This window comes from Pseudacidovorax intermedius, from assembly GCF_003350475.1.
Classification (GTDB): Bacteria; Pseudomonadota; Gammaproteobacteria; order Burkholderiales; family Burkholderiaceae_C; genus Xenophilus; species Xenophilus intermedius.
The window spans coordinates 24,348-42,372 of the sequence record NZ_QQAV01000015.1 but is presented as its reverse complement, the minus strand read 5'-3'; the positions used below and the strand labels follow the sequence as shown (position 1 = coordinate 42,372).

Annotated in this window: 15 protein-coding genes; 3 read left to right on the top strand and 12 right to left on the bottom strand. The window is 71.1% G+C overall.

Translation table 11 applies throughout. From position 1 onward, the window contains the following. Positions 1–74 precede the first annotated feature (74 nt). The gene (gene mdeB, locus DFR41_RS24850; protein WP_114804707.1) at positions 75–2,741 is read left to right on the top strand and encodes an alpha-ketoglutarate dehydrogenase; all 2,667 of its coding nucleotides are present in this window, start codon (positions 75–77) and stop codon (positions 2,739–2,741) included. Between the two features lie 27 nt (positions 2,742–2,768). Here the strand turns inward: mdeB and DFR41_RS24845 are convergent, their stop codons facing one another. From DFR41_RS24845 to mltG, 7 genes are all read right to left on the bottom strand, one after another. Further along, positions 2,769–4,775, bottom strand: coding sequence for a putative bifunctional diguanylate cyclase/phosphodiesterase (locus DFR41_RS24845; RefSeq protein WP_244917869.1), 2,007 nt, complete (start codon positions 4,773–4,775; stop codon positions 2,769–2,771). Positions 4,776–4,981: 206 nt separating this feature from the next. After that, positions 4,982–5,671, bottom strand: a complete 690-nt coding sequence (locus DFR41_RS24840) for an ankyrin repeat domain-containing protein (protein ID WP_017757188.1) — start codon at positions 5,669–5,671, stop codon at positions 4,982–4,984. Then, entirely contained in the window at positions 5,668–6,474 is an 807-nt protein-coding gene (locus DFR41_RS24835; protein WP_114804705.1) for a TatD family hydrolase, read from the bottom strand. The genes DFR41_RS24840 and DFR41_RS24835 overlap by 4 nt, the downstream gene beginning before the upstream one ends. 54 nt (positions 6,475–6,528) lie before the next feature. Next, positions 6,529–6,900: a PilZ domain-containing protein gene (locus DFR41_RS24830; RefSeq protein ID WP_114804704.1), complete on the bottom strand. Its 372-nt coding sequence runs from the start codon at positions 6,898–6,900 to the stop codon at positions 6,529–6,531. Continuing rightward, positions 6,897–7,922 (bottom strand): DNA polymerase III subunit delta', encoded by a 1,026-nt coding sequence (locus DFR41_RS24825; protein WP_114804769.1) that lies wholly within the window; start codon positions 7,920–7,922, stop codon positions 6,897–6,899. The genes DFR41_RS24830 and DFR41_RS24825 overlap by 4 nt, the downstream gene beginning before the upstream one ends. Beyond that, positions 7,910–8,560 (bottom strand): dTMP kinase, encoded by a 651-nt coding sequence (gene tmk / locus DFR41_RS24820; protein WP_114804703.1) that lies wholly within the window; start codon positions 8,558–8,560, stop codon positions 7,910–7,912. Before tmk ends, DFR41_RS24825 begins: the two co-directional genes overlap by 13 nt. 2 nt (positions 8,561–8,562) lie before the next feature. Then, a complete protein-coding gene (gene mltG, locus DFR41_RS24815; protein ID WP_017762010.1) occupies positions 8,563–9,561 on the bottom strand; it encodes an endolytic transglycosylase MltG in 999 nt (332 codons plus the stop codon). Between the two features lie 123 nt (positions 9,562–9,684). On the opposite strand from mltG, the gene ygfZ reads away from it, so the two are divergent. Next, positions 9,685–10,602: a CAF17-like 4Fe-4S cluster assembly/insertion protein YgfZ gene (gene ygfZ, locus DFR41_RS24810; protein WP_114804702.1), complete on the top strand. Its 918-nt coding sequence runs from the start codon at positions 9,685–9,687 to the stop codon at positions 10,600–10,602. 50 nt (positions 10,603–10,652) lie between these two features. Here ygfZ and DFR41_RS24805 read toward each other — a convergent pair whose 3' ends face one another. After that, positions 10,653–11,531 (bottom strand): YbgC/FadM family acyl-CoA thioesterase, encoded by an 879-nt coding sequence (locus DFR41_RS24805; protein WP_114804768.1) that lies wholly within the window; start codon positions 11,529–11,531, stop codon positions 10,653–10,655. 40 nt (positions 11,532–11,571) lie between these two features. Further along, positions 11,572–12,528, bottom strand: coding sequence for an alpha/beta hydrolase (locus DFR41_RS24800; RefSeq protein ID WP_244917868.1), 957 nt, complete (start codon positions 12,526–12,528; stop codon positions 11,572–11,574). A gap of 188 nt (positions 12,529–12,716) precedes the next feature. Here DFR41_RS24800 and DFR41_RS24795 point away from each other — a divergent pair, with 188 nt between their 5' ends. Beyond that, positions 12,717–13,853: an iron-containing alcohol dehydrogenase gene (locus DFR41_RS24795; RefSeq protein ID WP_114804701.1), complete on the top strand. Its 1,137-nt coding sequence runs from the start codon at positions 12,717–12,719 to the stop codon at positions 13,851–13,853. 88 nt (positions 13,854–13,941) lie between these two features. Here DFR41_RS24795 and DFR41_RS24790 read toward each other — a convergent pair whose 3' ends face one another. From DFR41_RS24790 to yjjJ, 3 genes are all read right to left on the bottom strand, one after another. Next, entirely contained in the window at positions 13,942–15,186 is a 1,245-nt protein-coding gene (locus tag DFR41_RS24790; protein ID WP_114804700.1) for an EAL and HDOD domain-containing protein, read from the bottom strand. Positions 15,187–15,432: 246 nt separating this feature from the next. Continuing rightward, the gene (locus DFR41_RS24785; RefSeq protein WP_114804699.1) at positions 15,433–16,503 is read right to left on the bottom strand and encodes a patatin-like phospholipase family protein; all 1,071 of its coding nucleotides are present in this window, start codon (positions 16,501–16,503) and stop codon (positions 15,433–15,435) included. Positions 16,504–16,595: 92 nt separating this feature from the next. Then, positions 16,596–17,978 carry a type II toxin-antitoxin system HipA family toxin YjjJ gene (gene yjjJ / locus DFR41_RS24780; protein WP_114804698.1) on the bottom strand — a complete coding sequence of 461 codons (1,383 nt, stop codon included), beginning with the start codon at positions 17,976–17,978 and terminating at the stop codon, positions 16,596–16,598. Between the last annotated feature and the right edge of the window lie 47 nt (positions 17,979–18,025).

Here is an 18,025-nt window from a genome sequence, read left to right as displayed (position 1 = left end):
TATGCCGTCGACTCAGGGTCGACACGCCCGAATCCGACAGCACATTTGCCGGCGGCATGCCTAAAGTGCCGGGCATGAATGCCCCGATCCATGCCGCGCAGCTCCTGTCCCTGGCCGCCACGGACACGTCTTCCACCGATGTCGACCCCGTCGAGACTGCCGAATGGCGCGAGGCCTTCGTCGCGCTGCTGCACACCCACGGCCCCGAGCGCGCCCGGTGGATGCTTCATGAACTCGCGCGCCTGGCCCGCGCGCAGCACATCGGCTGGCAGCCCGAGCTGGCCACGCCCTATGCCAATACCGTGCCGGTGGACCGCCAGCCGCCCTTCCCCGGCGACCTGGCCATCGAAGAGCGCATCGGCGCGCTGATGCGCTGGAACGCGCTGGCGATGGTGGTGCGCGCCAACCAGGCCTATGGCGAGCTGGGCGGCCACATCGCCAGCTATGCGAGCGCGGCCGACCTGTTCGAAACGGGCTTCCATCACTTCTTCCATGGCCGCACCGACGCGCACCGAGGCGACCTGGTGTTCTTCCAGCCGCACAGCGCGCCGGGCGTGTATGCCCGCGCCTTCCTTGAAGGCCGCTTGAGCGAGGACGACCTGGCCCATTACCGTCAGGAGATCACGGCGCCGCTGAAGGGGGCGAAAGGCCTGTCGAGCTATCCGCACCCGTGGCTGATGCCGGACTTCTGGCAGTTCCCGACCGGCTCCATGGGCATCGGGCCGATCAGCGCCATCTACCACGCGCGCTTCATGCGCTACCTGACGCACCGCGGGTTGCTGGACTGCGGGGGCCGCAAGGTCTGGGGCTTCTTCGGCGACGGCGAGATGGACGAGCCCGAGTCCATGAGCGCCCTGACGCTGGCCGCGCGCGAGAAGCTCGACAACCTGGTGTGGGTGGTCAACTGCAACCTGCAGCGCCTGGATGGCCCGGTGCGCGGCAACGGCCGCATCATCGACGAGCTGGAAAAGCTCTTTGCCGGCGCCGGCTGGAACGTGGTCAAGCTGGTCTGGGGCAGCGACTGGGACGGCCTGTTCGCCCGCGACACTGACGGCGCCCTGCTGCGCGCCTTCGCCGAGACGGTGGACGGCCAGATGCAGACCTTCGCCGCCAAGGACGGCCGCTTCAACCGCGACCATTTCTTCGGCCAGAACGAGGCCCTGCAGCGCCTGGCCCAGGGCATGACCGACGAGCAGATCGACCGCCTCAAGCGCGGCGGCCACGACCTGGTGAAGATCCACGCCGCCTATGCCGCGGCCGCCGCGCATCGCGGCCAACCCACGGTGATCCTGGCCCACACCAAGAAGGGCTACGGCATGGGCACGGCGGGTCAGGGCAGGATGACCACGCACTCGCAGAAGAAGCTGGACGAGGCCGACCTGATCGGCTTTCGCAACCGCTTCAACCTGCCCTTGAGCGACGAACAGGCCACGTCGCTCGCCTTCTACAAGCCGGCCGAGGACAGCGCCGAGATGCGCTACCTGCGCGAGCGACGTGCGGCCCTCGGCGGCGCCCTGCCCCAGCGCCGCACCGATTGCGACAAGCTGCCCGTGCCGCCGCTCGCCAGCTACGCCCGCTTCGCCACCGAGGCGGCGGGCAAGGAGATGAGCACCACCATGGCCTTCGTGCGCCTGCTGGGCAACCTGCTCAAGGACGGCGAGTTGGGCCCGCGCATCGTGCCCATCGTGGCCGACGAGGCGCGTACCTTCGGCATGGCCAACCTGTTCAAGCAGGTGGGCATCTACAGCAGCGTGGGCCAGCGCTATGCGCCGGAGGACATCGGCTCGGTGCTCAGCTATCGCGAGGCCATCGACGGCCAGATCCTGGAAGAAGGCATCAGCGAGGCCGGCGCCATCGCCAGCTGGACGGCGGCCGCCACCAGCTACAGCGTGCACGGCCTGGCCATGCTGCCCTTCTACATCTACTACTCGATGTTCGGCTTCCAGCGGGTGGGCGACGCCATCTGGGCCGCGGCCGACCAGCGGGCGCGCGGCTTCCTGCTGGGCGCGACGTCCGGCCGCACCACGCTGGGCGGCGAGGGCCTGCAGCACCAGGACGGCAGCAGCCATCTGGTGGCGGCCACCATTCCCAACTGCCGCGCGTGGGACCCGGCCTTCGCCGGCGAGATGGCCGTGATCGTCGATGCCGGCATGCGCGAGATGCTGGTGGAGCAGCGCGACGTCTTCCACTACATCACGCTGATGAACGAGAACTACGCCCAGCCCGACGTGCCAGAGAGCGCGCACGAGGACCTGCTGCGCGGCGGCTGGCGCTACGACGGCTGGCAGCGGCCCGACGGCGCACCGGCGGCCACGCAGCGCGTCACGCTGCTGGGCTCCGGAGCCATCCTCACCGAGGTGGTCAAGGCGGCGCAGGCGCTTGCCATGGAAGGCATCGAGGCCACGGTGTTCAGCATCACCAGCTGGAGCGAGCTGTCGCGCGAGGGCCTCGCCTGCGAGGCGCGGCTGCTGACCAGCGAGGCTGCGGCCGTGCGCATCGAGCCCTTCATCACCCGCCTGCTGGCGGCCAGCGAAGGCCCGGTGATCGCCGCCACCGACTATGTGCGCGCCGTGCCGGAGTCCATCCGCGCCTACGTGCCCGAGGGCCGGCGCTACCTCACGCTGGGCACCGACGGATTCGGCCGCAGCGACACGCGGGCCGCGCTGCGCGACTTCTTCGGGGTGGACGCCGCGGCCATCGCGACGGCGGCACGGCGTCTGCTGGTCGCGGCCGGCACCTGAGACGGGCGCCGCACCAGGCGCCGCGGCTCAGCGAGCGTGGACGATCTCGTCCAGCGGCGCCGGGCGGCAGAGGTGGTAGCCCTGCATGAGCCGGCATTGCAGCGCGCGCAGGGCCATCAGCTCCTCCACCCGCTCCACGCCCTCCGCCACGACGTCGATGCCGAGTGAACGGCCCATCTGCAGGATGGTGCCCACCAGCAGGCGGTTGTCGCGCGAGGCATCCAGGCCCGAGATGAAGCTGCGGTCGATCTTCACCTGCCGCACATGGTCGCCGCGCAGCGAGGCCAGCGAGGAATAGCCCACGCCGAAGTCGTCGATGGAAATCGCCACGCCCGTTGCGGCCAGCCGCGCGAGCTTGCCCTGCGTGCTCTCCGCGTTGAGCGCCACCTCCTCGGTGATCTCCAGCTGCAGGCGCCGCGGCGGCACGCCATGGCGCTGCAGCGTGTCGAGCACCAGGTCGTCCACGTCCAGGTGCGCCATCTCGCGCGGCGAGACGTTCACCGCCAGCGGCAGATGGCCCATGCCGGCCGCATCGAGCTGGCGCGCCGCCAGGCACACCTGCGTGAGCACATGGCTCAGCAAGCGCCTCGCCAGTCCGGTCGCCGCCGCCGCATGCACGATCTGCTCGGGCGAAACCCAGCCGTGCCGCGGATGCAGCCAGCGCAGCAGGGCCTCGAAGCTGTGCAGCTCGCCGCCCGCCGTGAAGATGGGCTGGTACCACAGCACGATGCCACCGCTCTCCAGTCCCAGGGCCAGGTCACGCTCGACGTCGCGACGCACCATCAAGGCCTGCTGCAGCCCGTGGTCGAAGAAGCGGAAGCTGTCGCCACCCGCGCGCTTGGCGCTGTAGAGCGCCTCGTCCGCGAAGCTCAGCATGTCCATCACCCCCAGGCCGCGCCCCACGCACAGGCCCACGCTCACGCCCAGTTGGCCGCCTTCCATCACGCTGGCCTGTGGGATCTGCTGCGTCAGCAGCCGGGCCAACTGCTCGGGCGCTTGCGCGGAGCCGGGCACGTCGTAGAGCACCACGAACTCGTCGCCCCCCCAGCGTCCCACCACCGCATCGAGCCGCTCCAGCTCGCGGCTGAGCCAGCCGCCCACGTCCTGCAGCACGCGGTCGCCCACCCCATGGCCGAACACGTCGTTGATGGCCTTGAAGCCATCCAGGTCCAGCATCAGCAGGCACTGCTCGCGCTCGCCGGCCGCCTGAAGGCGACGGCCGGCGGTATCCGTGAAGCCGTCGCGGTTGAACAGCCGCGTGAGCGGGTCGTGCATGGCGCGGAACTCCAGTTCCCGCGCCGCTGCCTGCGATGACTCGTGGGCCTGGCGCAGGCGTTCGGCCATGGCGGTGGCCTCGTTCTTGAGCAGGCTGCCGCGCTTGAAGGCGGCTTCGCTCTGCACGCCGCTGCGGATCAGCGCGGCCAGGTAGACGAACACCATCAGCGCGAGCATCTGCCGCTCGAAGCCGCCGGCGACCAGCAGGCAGCCCGCCACCGACAGCAGGGCCGGCGTGATGAAGAAGATGGGTACCCGCGCGTAGGCAATGCCGTAGGTGACTGAGCCGGCAGTGATGCCGCACACCACCGTGAGGTAGAAGAGGGTCTGCGGCGAGGTATAGCCGTCGCACAGCAGCGGAACCAGCGCCCACACCCCGCCCGAGCACAGGCCCAGCAGCGCCGCGGCGCGCAGGTGCCATTCGACGCTGCGCGTGCGCCACCAGCGCCCGCTGAGGGCCGGCGCGGCGGGTTGGCCTGGTGTGACCTCTTCGGACCCACGGTACGGCAGCCGGCACACGATGGCGCGGGTGATGTTGACCAGGGCAGACAGCATCGCCCATACCACGCCCATGGCCAGCTCGCCACCGCTGTAGGCCATGAGCAGCGCCGCCACGGTCAGCACGGCATTGATGGGAATGGCCGCCAGCACGCTGTGGCGCACGGCGACCATCTGGTCGTGCCGCACCATCCGGCGCAGCTCGGCCGCGTCGAGGTGCTCGGCATGCATGGCCGGAGCAGAGACGGAAAGGGAACTCATAGACACTGGACGGCGGCCCCACGCCCGGGCCGCAGGACAGGGCGACATCGTTGCGGCGCGGCTGTCAAGCCGCACGCTCGATGTCACCTTGAAACGGGACGTTACGCGGGCATTGGGCCATCGCTTGCCGCCCGCTTGCAAGCACTTTCGAGCCGGGTTTGTCAGCCCGCCGAAGCGTTGAATCCGAAAGTTCTAGGGGCGACCGTTCACCACTTGCCGGCGCCCGCCGGACGGGGCCTGAGCTGCTGCGCGCGGGTAAGCATTTCGACTGCGTCGGGGCGGTTGCCCCGCTTGGCGAAATCCAGCGCCGTCATGCCCAGCTGGTTCTTCATGGCGATGTCGGCGCCCTCGTCCAGCAGCAGCTTCACGGCCTCGGCCGAGCCGTACATGGCGGCCATCATGAGCGGCGTGGTGCCGTTGGGCGACTGCGCGTCGATGAAGGCATGCTGCTCCAGCAGCTGCTTCATGATCGAGATGTGGCCGTTGGTGGCCGCGTAGTGCAGCGGCGCCCAGCCCGGCTTGTTGACGGCCGCGTCGCGGGCCAGCAGCAGGTCGACGTACTCCTTCTGGCCCTTGAGGGCCGCCATCATCAGCGGCGTCTCGTCGCTGGCGTTGGTGGCGTCGACGTTGACGCGCGGCGAAGCGATGAGCACCTTGGCGACGCGCGGCGAAGGCTCGCGCAGCGCCAGGAGCAGGCCGGTCTGGCCCTTGGGGTCGCGGCCGTTCGGGTCGAAGCCCTGCTTGAGCAGCCGCTCCACCGCGCCGGGGTTGTCGCTGATGACGGCGCGGAAGAAGTCATCGCTGGGGCTGGCCGTGGCGCAGGAGGCCGCGGCAAGGGCCGCCGCGAAGGCGAACAGGGTGCGGCGGGCGATGGAGGCGCGGGCAGGAAAGCTCATTCGGCGTGGACCTTGAAAAGCTGTTCGAAGTTGCGGCTGGTGACCTCGGCCACTGCCTCGACCGTCATGCCGCGCAGCTCGGCGATCTGCTTGGCCACGTAAGGCACGTACGACGGGTTGTTGGTCTTGCCGCGATAGGGCACGGGCGCCAGGTAGGGGCTGTCGGTCTCGATCAGCACGCGGTCCATGGGCACGAAGGCGGCCACATCGCGCAGGTGCTGGGCGTTCTTGAAGGTCAGGATGCCCGAGAAGGAGATGTAGAAGCCCAGGTCGAGCGCGGCGCGGGCCACCTCGGCCGTCTCGGTGAAGCAGTGGAAGACCCCACCGGCGGCGCCCTCGCGGCCGTCCTCGCCCTCCTCGCGCAGGATGGCCAGCGTGTCGGCCGAGGCTTCCCGCGTATGGATCACCAGTGGCTTGGCCACCCGCTGCGCGGCGCGGATGTGCACACGGAAGCGCTCGCGCTGCCAGTCCAGGTCGGCCACGGTGCGGCCGCCCTTGCGGGCGTCCATCTGGTAGTAGTCCAGGCCGGTCTCGCCGATGGCCACCACCTTGGGCTGCGCCGACAGCGCGGCCAGCAGGTCCACGTCGGGCTCGCGCACATCCTCGTTGTCCGGATGCACGCCCACGCTGGCCCAGAAGTTGTCGAAGCGCGCGGCCAGGCCCTGCACAGCCTCGAACTCCTCCAGCGTGGTGCAGATGCACAGCGCGCGGTCGACCTGCGCCTGCGCCATGTCGGCGCGGATGCAGTCGATGTCGGGCAGCAGCGAGGGCTCGGTGAGGTGGCAGTGGGAGTCGACGAACATGGGCGAAGCGAAGAAGAAGGCAAGGGACGCGGCGCCTCGTGCGAGGCCGGCACGTCAGAGGGTCTGGGTGGGCCGGTCGGCGGCCAGGCTGGCGCCGAGGATCTCCTCGATGCGGGCCTTGAGCTGGCGCGACTTCTCGTCGCCCGGAAAGCGGATGCCGATGCCCGGCGAGCGGTTGCCCGCAGCCTGCGGCGGCGTGATCCACGCCACCTTGCCGGCCACCGGGTAGCGCTGCGGATCCTCCGGCAGGGTCAGCAGCACGTAGACGTCGTCGCCGAGGCGGTACTCGCGCGCGGTGGGAATGAAGATGCCGCCATCGGCGAACAGCGGGATGTAGGCCGCATACAGCGCGCCCTTCTCCTTGATGGCCAGCTGGATGACGCTGGGCCGCGGGATCGGGGAGGACGGGGCAGCAGTCGCGTTCATGGGCGTTCGGGGCTGCGGGAGTTTAGGGCGGCCTGCGCCTCGCTCACCAGGGCCTCGATCATCAGCCCCGCGTTGAACGGATGCTCGGCCGTGCGGGCCGCCTTGAGCAGCGACGCCGACCAGCGCGCCAGCACCGGCGCCGACGGCGGTGCCGGCAGCGAGGCGGCCTCGAAGAAACGGGGCTGCCCGCCGCCGGCCACGGCCATCAGGTCGTGGCAGAGCTTCTGCAGCGTGTCGATGGCGGCGGGGGGCGGCTGGTCGGCCAGCGCCGTCACGTCGCCGCGGCGCATGGCCTGTGGCAGCAGCGACCAGCCCTTGGCCGAGGTGCCGCCGCGCGCCAGCCGCAGCGCGTCTGAGGGCCGGCCGCCCGCTGCCCGCAGGAGTGCATGGGCCTCGGCCGCCGGCACGCCCTGTGTCGCCAGCCAGGCTTCCGATTCGCCTTCGGCCGGCCAGGGCAGCGTGAATGCCTGGCAGCGGCTGCGGATGGTAGGCAGCAGTTGCCAGGCGGCTTCGGTGGCGAGCACGAAGCGCACGTCGCCGACGGGCTCCTCCAGCGTCTTGAGCAGCGCATTGGCCGAGATGGCATTCATGCGCTCGGCCGGATAGACCAGCACCACCTTGCCGCGCCCGCGGCCACTGGTGCGCTGGGCAAAGCCTACGGCGTCGCGCATGGCCTCGACGCGGATCTCGCGGCTGGGCTTGCGCTTCTTGTCGTCGATCTCGGACTGGGCCTTTTCGTCGATGGGCCAGCCCAGCTCCATCATGGCGACCTCGGGCATCAGCACCGCGAGGTCGGCATGGGTACGCACGGCGATGGCATGGCAGCTCGGGCAGTGGCCGCAGGCGCCCTCGGATACGGGCTGCTCGCACAGCCACGCGGCGGCCAGGGCCAGCGCCAGGTCGTACTGGCCGAGGCCCGACGGCCCCTGCAGCAGCAGCGCATGGCCGCGCTGGCGCAGCAGCTGGTCGCGGGCGCGGGCCAGCCAGGGCGAGAGCGCGGGCGCCTCGTTCACTTCAGCCATCCGCGCTCCTGCAGGGCGGCTTCGACCTGCGCCCAGACCGCCTCGCGACGCGTGTCGGCGTCGATGCGGGCGAAGCGGCCGGGCTCTTCCGCGGCGCGCCTGGCATAGCCCTCGCGCACGCGGCGGAAGAACTCGGCCGGCTGGGCCTCGAAGCGGTCGGGCATGCGGGCGCCGGCCAAGCGCTCGGCGGCCACCTCGGGCGCCAGGTCGAACCACAGCGTGAGTTCGGGCTGCAGCAAGGCGGCGCCGGCCTCCTGCTGCTGCACCCAGCGCTCCAGCGTCTGCAGCACGGCGAGGTCGAAGCCGCGGCCCGCGCCCTGGTAGGCGAAGGTGGCATCGGTGAAGCGGTCGCACAGCACCACGGCACCGCGCGCCAGGGCCGGCTGGATCACCTGCACGACGTGGTCGCGCCGGGCCGCGAACACCAGCAGCGACTCGGTGAGCGGGTCCATGGCTTCGTTCAGCAACAGCGCGCGCAGCGACTCGGCCAATGGCGTGCCGCCGGGCTCGCGCGTGCGCACGACCTCACGGCCGGCCGCAGCGAACAACCGCTCGATCGCATCGAGATGGCTGGACTTGCCGGCGCCGTCGATGCCCTCCAGGCTGATGAACTGCCCCCGGCGCGCCTGCTGATCCATGCTCACCGCCCTCCCCGCTGGTATTGGTTGACCGCGCGGTTGTGCGCGTCGAGCGTCTCGCTGAACTGGCTGGTGCCGTCGCCACGCGACACGAAGTACAGCGACTTGGTGCGCGCCGGCTGCACGGCCGCCAGCAGCGAGGCCTTGCCCGGCATCGCGATGGGCGTGGGCGGCAGGCCCTGGCGCGTGTAGGTGTTCCAGGGCGTGTCGGTCTGCAGGTCGCGCTTGCGCAGGTTGCCGTCGAAGGCGTCGCCCAGGCCGTAGATGACGGTGGGATCTGTCTGCAGCGGCATGCCGATGCGCAGCCGGTTGATGAAGACGCCGGCCACCTCGGCGCGGTCGCTGGCCTTGCCGGTTTCCTTCTCGACGATGCTGGCGAGGATCAGCGCCTCCTCGGGCGACTTGAGCGGCAGGTCGGGCGCGCGGGCGGCCCAGGCGGCCTCGAGCTTGCGGTCCATGGCGCGCAGGGCGCGCTGCAGCAGCGCCACGTCGGTCGAGTTCTTGGAATAGGTGTAGGTGTCGGGGAAGAAGCGACCTTCCGGATGCTGGCCCGGCCGGCCCAGGCGCGCCATCAGGTCGGCATCGGAGAGCGTGGCGGTATCGGGCTTGAGCATCTCGGCCTTGGCCAGCGCCGCGCGCACCTGACGGATGTTCCAGCCCTCCACCAGCACCACGCTGCGGGTGGCCTCGCGGCCGCGCACCAGGATCTCGAGCAGCAGCCGCGGCGTGACGCCGGCATCCATCTCGTAGCTGCCGGCGCGGATCTGGCGGTCCTTGCCCGAGACACGGAACCAGGCATAGAGCAGGCGCGGATCGACCGCCACGCCGGCGTCGGCCACCGCCTGCGCCACGCCGCGCGGGGTGGTGCCGGGCTCGACCGAGAGGTCGACGCTGGCCGCTGGCAGACGCAGGGGCTGGTGCAGCCACCAGAGCGCCCAGCCGCCCACGGCCAGCACCGACAGCAAGACCAGCAGGAACAGGGAGGCGAAGAAGCGACGCACGGCGGATGGGTGGATCGGGAATGGCCGAAGGGCGGGATCGGCGGGCCGCCGGGGCCGGCGGCGCGGGCTGGAGCGAGTGTCCCGCGCAAGGCGCCGCCAAAAGCCGGCCATGATAATTCAGGCATGACCTCTCCCCTTTTTCAAGGTGTGACGCCCCCGCTTGCGGCGCTGGGCGTGATCCGCGCAGAGGGCGCCGATGCGGCCGCCTTCCTGCATGGCCAGCTCACGCAGGACGTCCTGCTCCTCAAGGACGACACGGCCCGCCTGGCGGCGCTGTGCTCGCCCAAGGGGCGCATGCTGGCCAGCTTCGTCGCCTGGCGGCAGGCGCCGGAGCAGTTCCTGCTGGTCTGCGCGCGCGACCTGCTGGCGCCCACGCTCAAGCGGCTGTCGATGTTCGTGCTGCGCGCCAAGGTCAAGCTGAGCGACGCCACGGCCGACTTCGATGTGCGCGGCCTGGCCGGCGCGGCCATCGCTGCGGCCGGCGCCGACCCTGCCGCGGCGCCCGGCCAGCGCCTGACGCCCGCCGAGGGCCTGAGCGTCGTGGCTCTGCACGGCTGCGAAGGCGTGCCACGTGCCCTGTGGCTGGCCCCCGCGGGCACGCCCGCCCCGGCCGGCACCGCGCTGAGCCCCGAGACCTGGGCCTGGAGCGAGGTGATGAGCGGCGTGGTGGCCATCAGCGCGCCGGTGGTCGATGCCTTCGTACCGCAGATGCTCAATTACGAGTCCGTGGGCGGCGTCAACTTCAAGAAGGGCTGCTACCCCGGCCAGGAGGTGGTGGCCCGCAGCCAGTTCCGCGGCACGCTCAAGCGGCGCGGCTATGTGATGACGGCCGAGGCGCCCCTGGCCGCCGGCCAGGAGGTCTTCGGCGCCGACCCCGAGCAGCCCGTCGGCACCGTGGCGGCGGCGGCCCCGGCACCGGGCGGCGGCTGGGCCGCGTTCGTGTCGCTGCAGACCGCGGCCCTGGAAGCCGGCGGCCTGCGGGCGGGCGAGGCGCCGCTGACCATCCAGCCCCTGCCCTATCCGCTGCTGGAAGACATCTGAAAAGGTGAACGGGCCGGATGCGGGCCCGGCCGCCGCCGCGCGTGGATGGACTACAGGGCTCGCTGCATCGTGATGTGCGCGATCCCCGCCTCCTCGAAGGGCTCGCCGACGGGCTCGTAACCCAAGCGCGCATAGAAACGCTCGGCGCTGCGCTGGGCATGCAGCGCCACCGCCTTGTCGCCGCGGGCGCGGGCGGCCGCCTCGAGCGCGCGCAGCACCCGTTCGCCATGGCCCTGGCCGCGCAGCACGCGCTCGACGGCCATGCGGCCGATGCGCGCGACGCCCTGCGCATCCGCCGGCAGCAGCCGGCCGGTCGCGATGGCGTGGCCCAGGCGGTTGCGCGCCACGCCGTGGAGGCTGGTGGCGTCGTCGTCGTCCCATTCGAGCGCCTCGGGAATGCCCTGCTCCTGCACGAAGACCGTGCGGCGCAGCGCGCCGGCCGCCTCGCCGAGCGTGCCCCAGTCGCCGGTGAGCACCTCGGACATGGCCTCGCCGGCCTCGTAGCCCATCAGCACCGCCCGCAGCGCCTCCGGCACCGGCCTGGAGGTCTGCGTCGCCGGGTCGGCATACACATAGACCAGTTCGCAGCCGACCAGGTACTGGTCCTGGCGGAACAGCGCGCCCTCGAACACGAGGGACGAATTGCCGATGCGCACGCACTTCATGGCCACGTCGACCACGTCGTCCACGCGTGCCGAGGCGCGGTAGTCGACCGTGGCCTTGCGCACGTACAGGTCGCCGCCGAGCGCATGCATCGACGACTCGTAGGCCATGGCCAGCGCCCGCCAGTAGTCGGCGATGGCCGTGTCGAAGTACATCAGGTAGTGGGCGTTGAAGACGATCTTCTGCATGTCCACCTCGGCCCAGCGCACGCGCAGGCGGTGGAAGAAGCGGAAGTCGACGCGGTGGGGCAATGTCTCGGTGCTCATGGTCTTGGAATGGGAATGTCCGGCCGGGCCGGCATGGGGATCAGGGCTGCAGCGCGGCCGCCAGGGCATGCGCGGCATCGGCATGGGCCTGCTGCGCCTCCGGGATGGTGCGGCCCATCTTGATGAACTCGTGGATGACGCCGCGGTAGATCTCGAGCGAGACCGGCACGCCCGCCAACCGCAGCCGGTCGGCATAGGCCACACCCTCGTCGACCACGGGGTCGTGCTCGGCCAGCCCGATCCAGGCCGGCGCCACGCCGTCCAGGTCTTCGGCCAGCAGCGGCGCGAAACGCCAGTCGTGGCGGTCCGCGGCGTCGATGTACTGGGCGAAGAACCAGTCCACCAGCGCCTTGGTAAGCACCGGCCCGTCGGCGAAGCGGCGGTACGAATCGGTGTCGGCCAACGGCCCGGTGCCCGGGTAGAAGAGCAGTTGCAGGGCCAGCGGCAACCCCGCGTCACGTGCCAGGATGGCGCAGACCGCGGCCAGCGTGCCACCGGCACTGTCGCCGCCCACAGCCAGGCGCCGGCGGTCCAGGCCCAGCGCCTCGGCGCCATGGCCGGCCATGAACTGGAAGGCGTCCCAGCCGTCGTTCACGGCGGTGGGAAAGCGGTGCTCCGGCGCCAGGCGGTAGTCGACCGACACCACTGCGCACCCCGAGCGCTGGGCGAGCACGCGGCACAGCGTGTCGTGCGTGGCCACACTGCCGACCACGAAGCCGCCGCCATGGAAGTACAGCAGCACCGGAAGTTGACCGGCCGATGGCGCGTACAGCCGCGCGGGAAGCAGCGCGCCGTCGCGGGCCGGGATGTGCAGGTCTTCGATGCGCGCCAGCTCGGGCCGGGGCACTTCGAGCACGGCGGCGCCCTTTTCGTAGGCCTGCTTGGCCTGGGCGGGCGTGAGGGCGTTGAGGGGCGGATGGCCGGCGCGGGCCATGCGCTCGACCACGCCCGCCATGCGGGGCGTGAGGCCGGCCATGGCCGAGGATTCATGAGGCATGCGAGGCGGGGGAAAGGGTCAGCGGAACGGTGCGCCATCGTAGTGGACGGTCGCGCGCGGCCCCGGTCGCGGGGGCAACAGCGCGCAGCGATGGGGCCGAGGACCTGCAGCCTGTCTCCGGGTTGAATGGCCGCGGCCGGGCTTCGCTTTAGGATGCGGGCGAATCCTCAACGCGGAGACAACCGACGATGGCGCTCATCAACTACCTCACCCAGATCCAGTTCGAGTTCGGCGCGCTGCGCCTGCTGGCCGACGAATGCCGGCGCATCGGCATCGAACGCCCGCTGGTCGTGACCGACGCCGGCGTGCGTGCCGCCGGCCTGCTGGACAGGACGCTCGCCGCCCTGGGCGGGCTGCAGGCCTCGGTCTTCGACCAGACGCCCTCCAACCCCACGGAGGCCGCCGTGCGCGCCGCCGTCGAGGTGTACCGCCAGGGCCGCTGCGACGGGCTGATCGCCGTGGGCGGCGGCTCGGCCATCGACTGTGCCAAGGGCGTGGCCATCGCCGCCACGCACGAGGGGCCGCTCAAGACCTACGCCACCATCGAAGGCGGCTCGCCGAAGATCACTGAGCAGGTTGCGCCGCTGATCGCCGTACCCACCACGGCCGGCACCGGCAGCGAAGTGGCCCGCGGCGCCATCATCATCGTGGACGACCACCGCAAGCTGGGCTTCCACAGCTGGCACCTGATGCCCAAGGCCGCCATCTGCGACCCCGAACTCACCCTCGGCCTGCCCGCCAGGCTGACGGCCGCCACCGGCATGGACGCCATCGCCCACTGCATGGAGACCTTCATGGCCGGCGCCTTCAATCCGCCGGCCGACGGCATCGCACTCGACGGCCTGGAGCGCGCCTGGAACCACATCGAGCGCGCCACCAAGGACGGCAGCGACCGCGAAGCCCGCCTGAACCTCATGAGCGCCTCGATGCAGGGCGCGATGGCCTTCCAGAAGGGCCTGGGCTGCGTGCACAGCCTGAGCCACAGCCTGGGCGGCGTCGATCCGCGTCTGCACCACGGCACCCTCAACGCCCTCTTCCTGCCGGCCGTGGTGCGCTTCAACGCGGGGGCCGAGTCGGTGCAGAAGGAACTGCGCCTGCAGCGCATGGCCCGCGCCATGCACCTCGACCAGCCGGGCGACATCGGCGAGGCGATCCGCGACATGAATGCCCGCCTCGGCCTGCCCAAGGGCCTGGCCGAGGTCGGCGTCACCGAGGCGATGTTCGACAAGGTCATCGACGGCGCCATTGCCGACCACTGCCACAAGACCAATCCGCGGCTGGCGACGCGCGAGGATTACCGGGAGATGCTGGCCACGTCGATGTGAGGCGCGGCACCGACCAGGCGGGTTGCCCGCCCGGGCGATCCGCCGCGCGGCGCCCGGCCCCTTCGCGCAGGCGCCGGACGGGGCCGACTCAGACGCCCAACTGCTCGGCCCAGCCCAGGGCCTCGACGTGCATGGCCAGCAGCCGGTCCACCGGCACGCGGTAGCGCTGCGAGACGATCTCCAGCAGCCCGGCGTCCGCACTCTCGCAGGCCTTGGCCAGCTCCAGCAGGCCGGCGAACGGCCCGCTGCCCTGCACGATGGCCTCGCGCACCGCGTCGGGCAGCGGCATCAGCGCCAGGGCCTCGCGCAGCGGCGTGGACATCAGCACGTCGAGCATCGAGAACAGGCCGGCCATGAAGGCCTGGTCGGCATCGCCCGGCGACATCTCCTGCAGCGCCAGCAGCTCCATCAGGCGCCCGCGCACGACCGCCGTGGTGCCGGCCGCGGGCGCCACGCTGCCGGGCGCGCTGCCCGCCAGCAGCAGGGCCGACCAGCGCAGCAGCGGCTTCATGCCGACGGCCATCACGGCATGGCGGAAGGACTCGATCTTGTGGCCGAAGCCGATACCCGCAGTGTTGAGGTGGCTCAGCAGCTTGTAGGCCAGCGTGGGCTCGTGCTTGAGCAGCGCCTCGATCTCGAAGATCTCGGCCTCGCGCGCCACCAGGTTCACCAGCTTGATGATCGAGGCATAGGACAGCTGCACGCTGCGGTCGGCGACGGTGGGCGGCTGCAGGTACCAGCGCCCCTCGAACAGGCGCACGCCGGCGGCGGCCAGTTGCTTGAACTGCACCGGCGTGCGCACATGCACCGCCAGCGGAATGGCCTGCGTGGTCTTCTGGATGGCCCGCGCCATCATCGAGGCCAGGTCCAGCGGCAGCACGCCCATCTCCAGGATGACGTAGGAGGCCAGCGGCACCGAGGCCTCGTATTCCTTGAGCAGCCGCACGTCGAAGGCGAGCTTGAAGCCGCGCGCACGGGCGGCCTGCAGCAGGTCGGTGTCGAGGCCATGCTGCGCCCCGCCGCCGGCGATCTGCAGCACGACATGCTCGGTGTCCAGGCCATCGAGCGCACCTGCGGCGATGTCGTCGCAGCTGCAGGCGAGGAAGGTGGGGCTCTTGAGCGCCGGCATCGAGCCGTCGGGCGGCTCCCGCAGGCTCGGGTCCATCAGCCGTTCGGAAGGCCGGCCGCGCAGCGGCACCGCCTGGTAGCCGCCCAGGCGCCGGTGCGCGTCGACGATCACACGCCGGCCCAGCGAAGGCCTTGCACCGTCCTGCGCCAGGGCGCCGGTTTCGTCACCGGGCACGGGCAGCGAGGGCGATTGGGTGTTGAGCATGGCAAGCCTTCCATGGGACTGATCCCTTAGCGCGATATCGGCAGCGTCACCCCCGTCTTTAGCTTTTTCAAGAAAAATCTTCTTGATTTAACACAGTGCCGGACAAATTTCGGCATTTATTAAATCCAAAGGATTCAATTTCACAGTAGTTCGCCACGACGCGGCCTGGCACGCGCGCGGCATGAACTTATGCGGCGGGAAGGATCGAGTGGCCTGCGGAGCAGGCCAGGCGCCGCCGGCCTGGGGCTACAACGGCAGGAGCCGGGCCGGATTGGGCCGGCGCAGCCATTGCGCCCATTCATCCGCCAGCCGGCGCGCCTCGGCCACCGCCGTGCTCCAGGCCCGCATGCGCGCGGCCGGGTCCAGCTGGAGGTCGGTGAAATCGGTACGGTCGGGCAGCTTGCCGCGCGGCAGGCTGCGCACCCAGTCCGGATCGGGCGCGATCAGCACCATGCGGTCGAGCGCGGGCGTGGACCGATGCCGCCACTTGAGGCCCTTGTCCAGCCAGCCCGGCACCACGGCCTGCTGGAAATGCGGATAGAGCACGAGGCCGTCGTCGGCCCGGTAACGCAGGTGCAGGTGATAGTCGGTGATGCCGCCGTCCCAATAGGCGCCCGACGGCGCACCCGGGATGTCGTGCACGGCCTTGAGCACGAAGGGGATGGAGCACGAAGCCTGCAGCGCGGGATGGAAGTTGGCCGCGTCCAGCGGCACCCGCCGGGTGCGGAAGTCCTGGGCGTCGAAGGGCAGTTCGGCACCGCCGGCCGAGAACACGCAGCGCTCCAGCCATGCACCCAGGCCGCGCCGATGCACGCCATTGGCCACGAAGGCCCCCAGATAACCGGCCACCGTGCGCGCCCCGCCCTCGCGGCCCAGCAGATGGCGGCCGCGCGCGGTGACGATATGCAGCCGGTAGCGGGGATGGGAGAGCACCTCGGCGGCCCGCGGGCCGAAGAAGCCGCACAGGTCGGCATTGAAGCGCTCGCTGACCTGCTGCGCCGTCATGCGTCGCGCGCCGGGTGGCGGATCGAAACGCTGGGCGATGTAGTCACGTTCGAAGCGGGCGAAGGCCTCGGCGGGGTCGTGCAGGCAGGCGGTGGCAAGGCGCCAGGCGCCAATGGAGGCGCCGACCAGGTCGACCGGCTGGCCAGACTGCGGCAGCCATTCGCCGAAGATGAAGCGGTCGAGCGGCCCAAGGATCAGCCCCTTGGGCCCGCCGGCCGCGCCGGGGATCACGCGGATGTGCTCGGGCGCGAGGCCGTGCTTCTCGATGTGGGCGCGGGCCGCGGGGCCGGCGTGGATGCGCAGGGCTTTCATGGGAGCGTGGAAGGCGGCGGATGGTGCGGAAGGCCGGGGTTTGCGCCGCGGGGCAGGCGTGGACTGGCGGCGCAGCGAGCAATGGCGGGCATTCAGGCCCGTTCCGCCAGCGACCGCAGCGCCTGCGCGTGCTGGCCGCACAGCGCCCGGAAACCGTCGCTGATGCGCACGTCGACCGCTGCAGCCTCCCAGAAGCCGAGGGCCGCGGTGCAGGCTTCGTGCCAGGCGGGCCGCTCCTCGGGCAGCGGCAGGGCGAACTCGGGCGCGCGCGCGGGCAGTTCGCCACCGGCCAGCGGCGCCAGGCGCATGGGCAGCATGTCATAGGCCGGAGCCAGCGTCAGCCGCCCCTCCTGCGGCACAAAGGCCAGGTTGCCGGTGTGCATGTCGCTGTTGGCGATCAGACGGCCAAACCACCAGAGCCGCTGCACGGCAGCCTCCACGCCGTCGACCAGGAGCCCCAGGCCGGCCAGCGCGGCCGTCAGCACCGGCCATTGGCTGCCGCCGCGGCCGAGGAAAGCGGCGTCCAGCACATCGAGCGCGCACAGCGGACTGCGGCCGGCCTCGCCGTGCCGGTCGAAACGTTCGACTTCGAGGAAGGTCCGGCCGCCGCCCGCGAGGATGCGGCTGCGGGCTGCATTCAGGCCCTGCAACGTGGCCGCCGTTTCGAGCGCCAGGTGTTCGCACACCAGCAGATCGGCCCAGCGGCGCACGGTGGCGGAATCGTCGGCGCCGGAGAACTTGACGATGACATGCGGCGTGGCGGCACCCGTCAGCGCTCGCGCGGCGGTGAACTTGGGGAACTCGCCCGCCGCACTGGAGCCCGGCACGCCGGCCGCCACGGCCTCGTCGGCGCGCTGCAGGTAGTGCGCCACGAGGTCCGCTTCCTCCACCGGCGCCTGGGCCTGCGCGCGCTCGGCCAGCCATTGTTGGCAGGCCGCCTCGCCCACGATCAGGTTGCCGCTCAGATCGCTGCCGGCCACGCTCATGACGTAAAGTGCATCGTCGTCGCTCCAGCGGGCCACGTCCTCGGGCACCTGCAGCCGGTGATGCGACAGGCGCGCGAATTGCCGGCCCATGTAGCCCTGGGGTCGCATCTGGTGCAGCGGATAAGGCAGGCCGGGCCACCAGCCGTCGCGAGCCTCCTCCGGCACGGGCCAGCCGGCGGCTGCCAGCAGAAGATGACTGCCCTCGGGCGCGGTGAGCGTGAGCGGGCCCACCGTCTGCAATCGGCCTTCGCGGTCAACGGAGAACACCGGCAACTGCGTTTGTCCTCCCCGCAGGCGACGCGTGAGGGCATGCCGCGTACGCCGGGCCCGCCCGGCGCTGATCACCTCGCCAGCCGGCAGGCGGGCCATCTGGCGATGCAGGGTCGGCACGCTGACGCCGAGCGCCGCCGCCAGATCGGGCGCCGCCTGGGCGGCCTGGCGCGCCAGCTGCTGCCGCAAGGCTTCCGGGCTGAGTTGAACGGGCCGCATGGTTATGAAACGATTTCTGAGAAGATTTTATTCAGAAATTCCTTTTC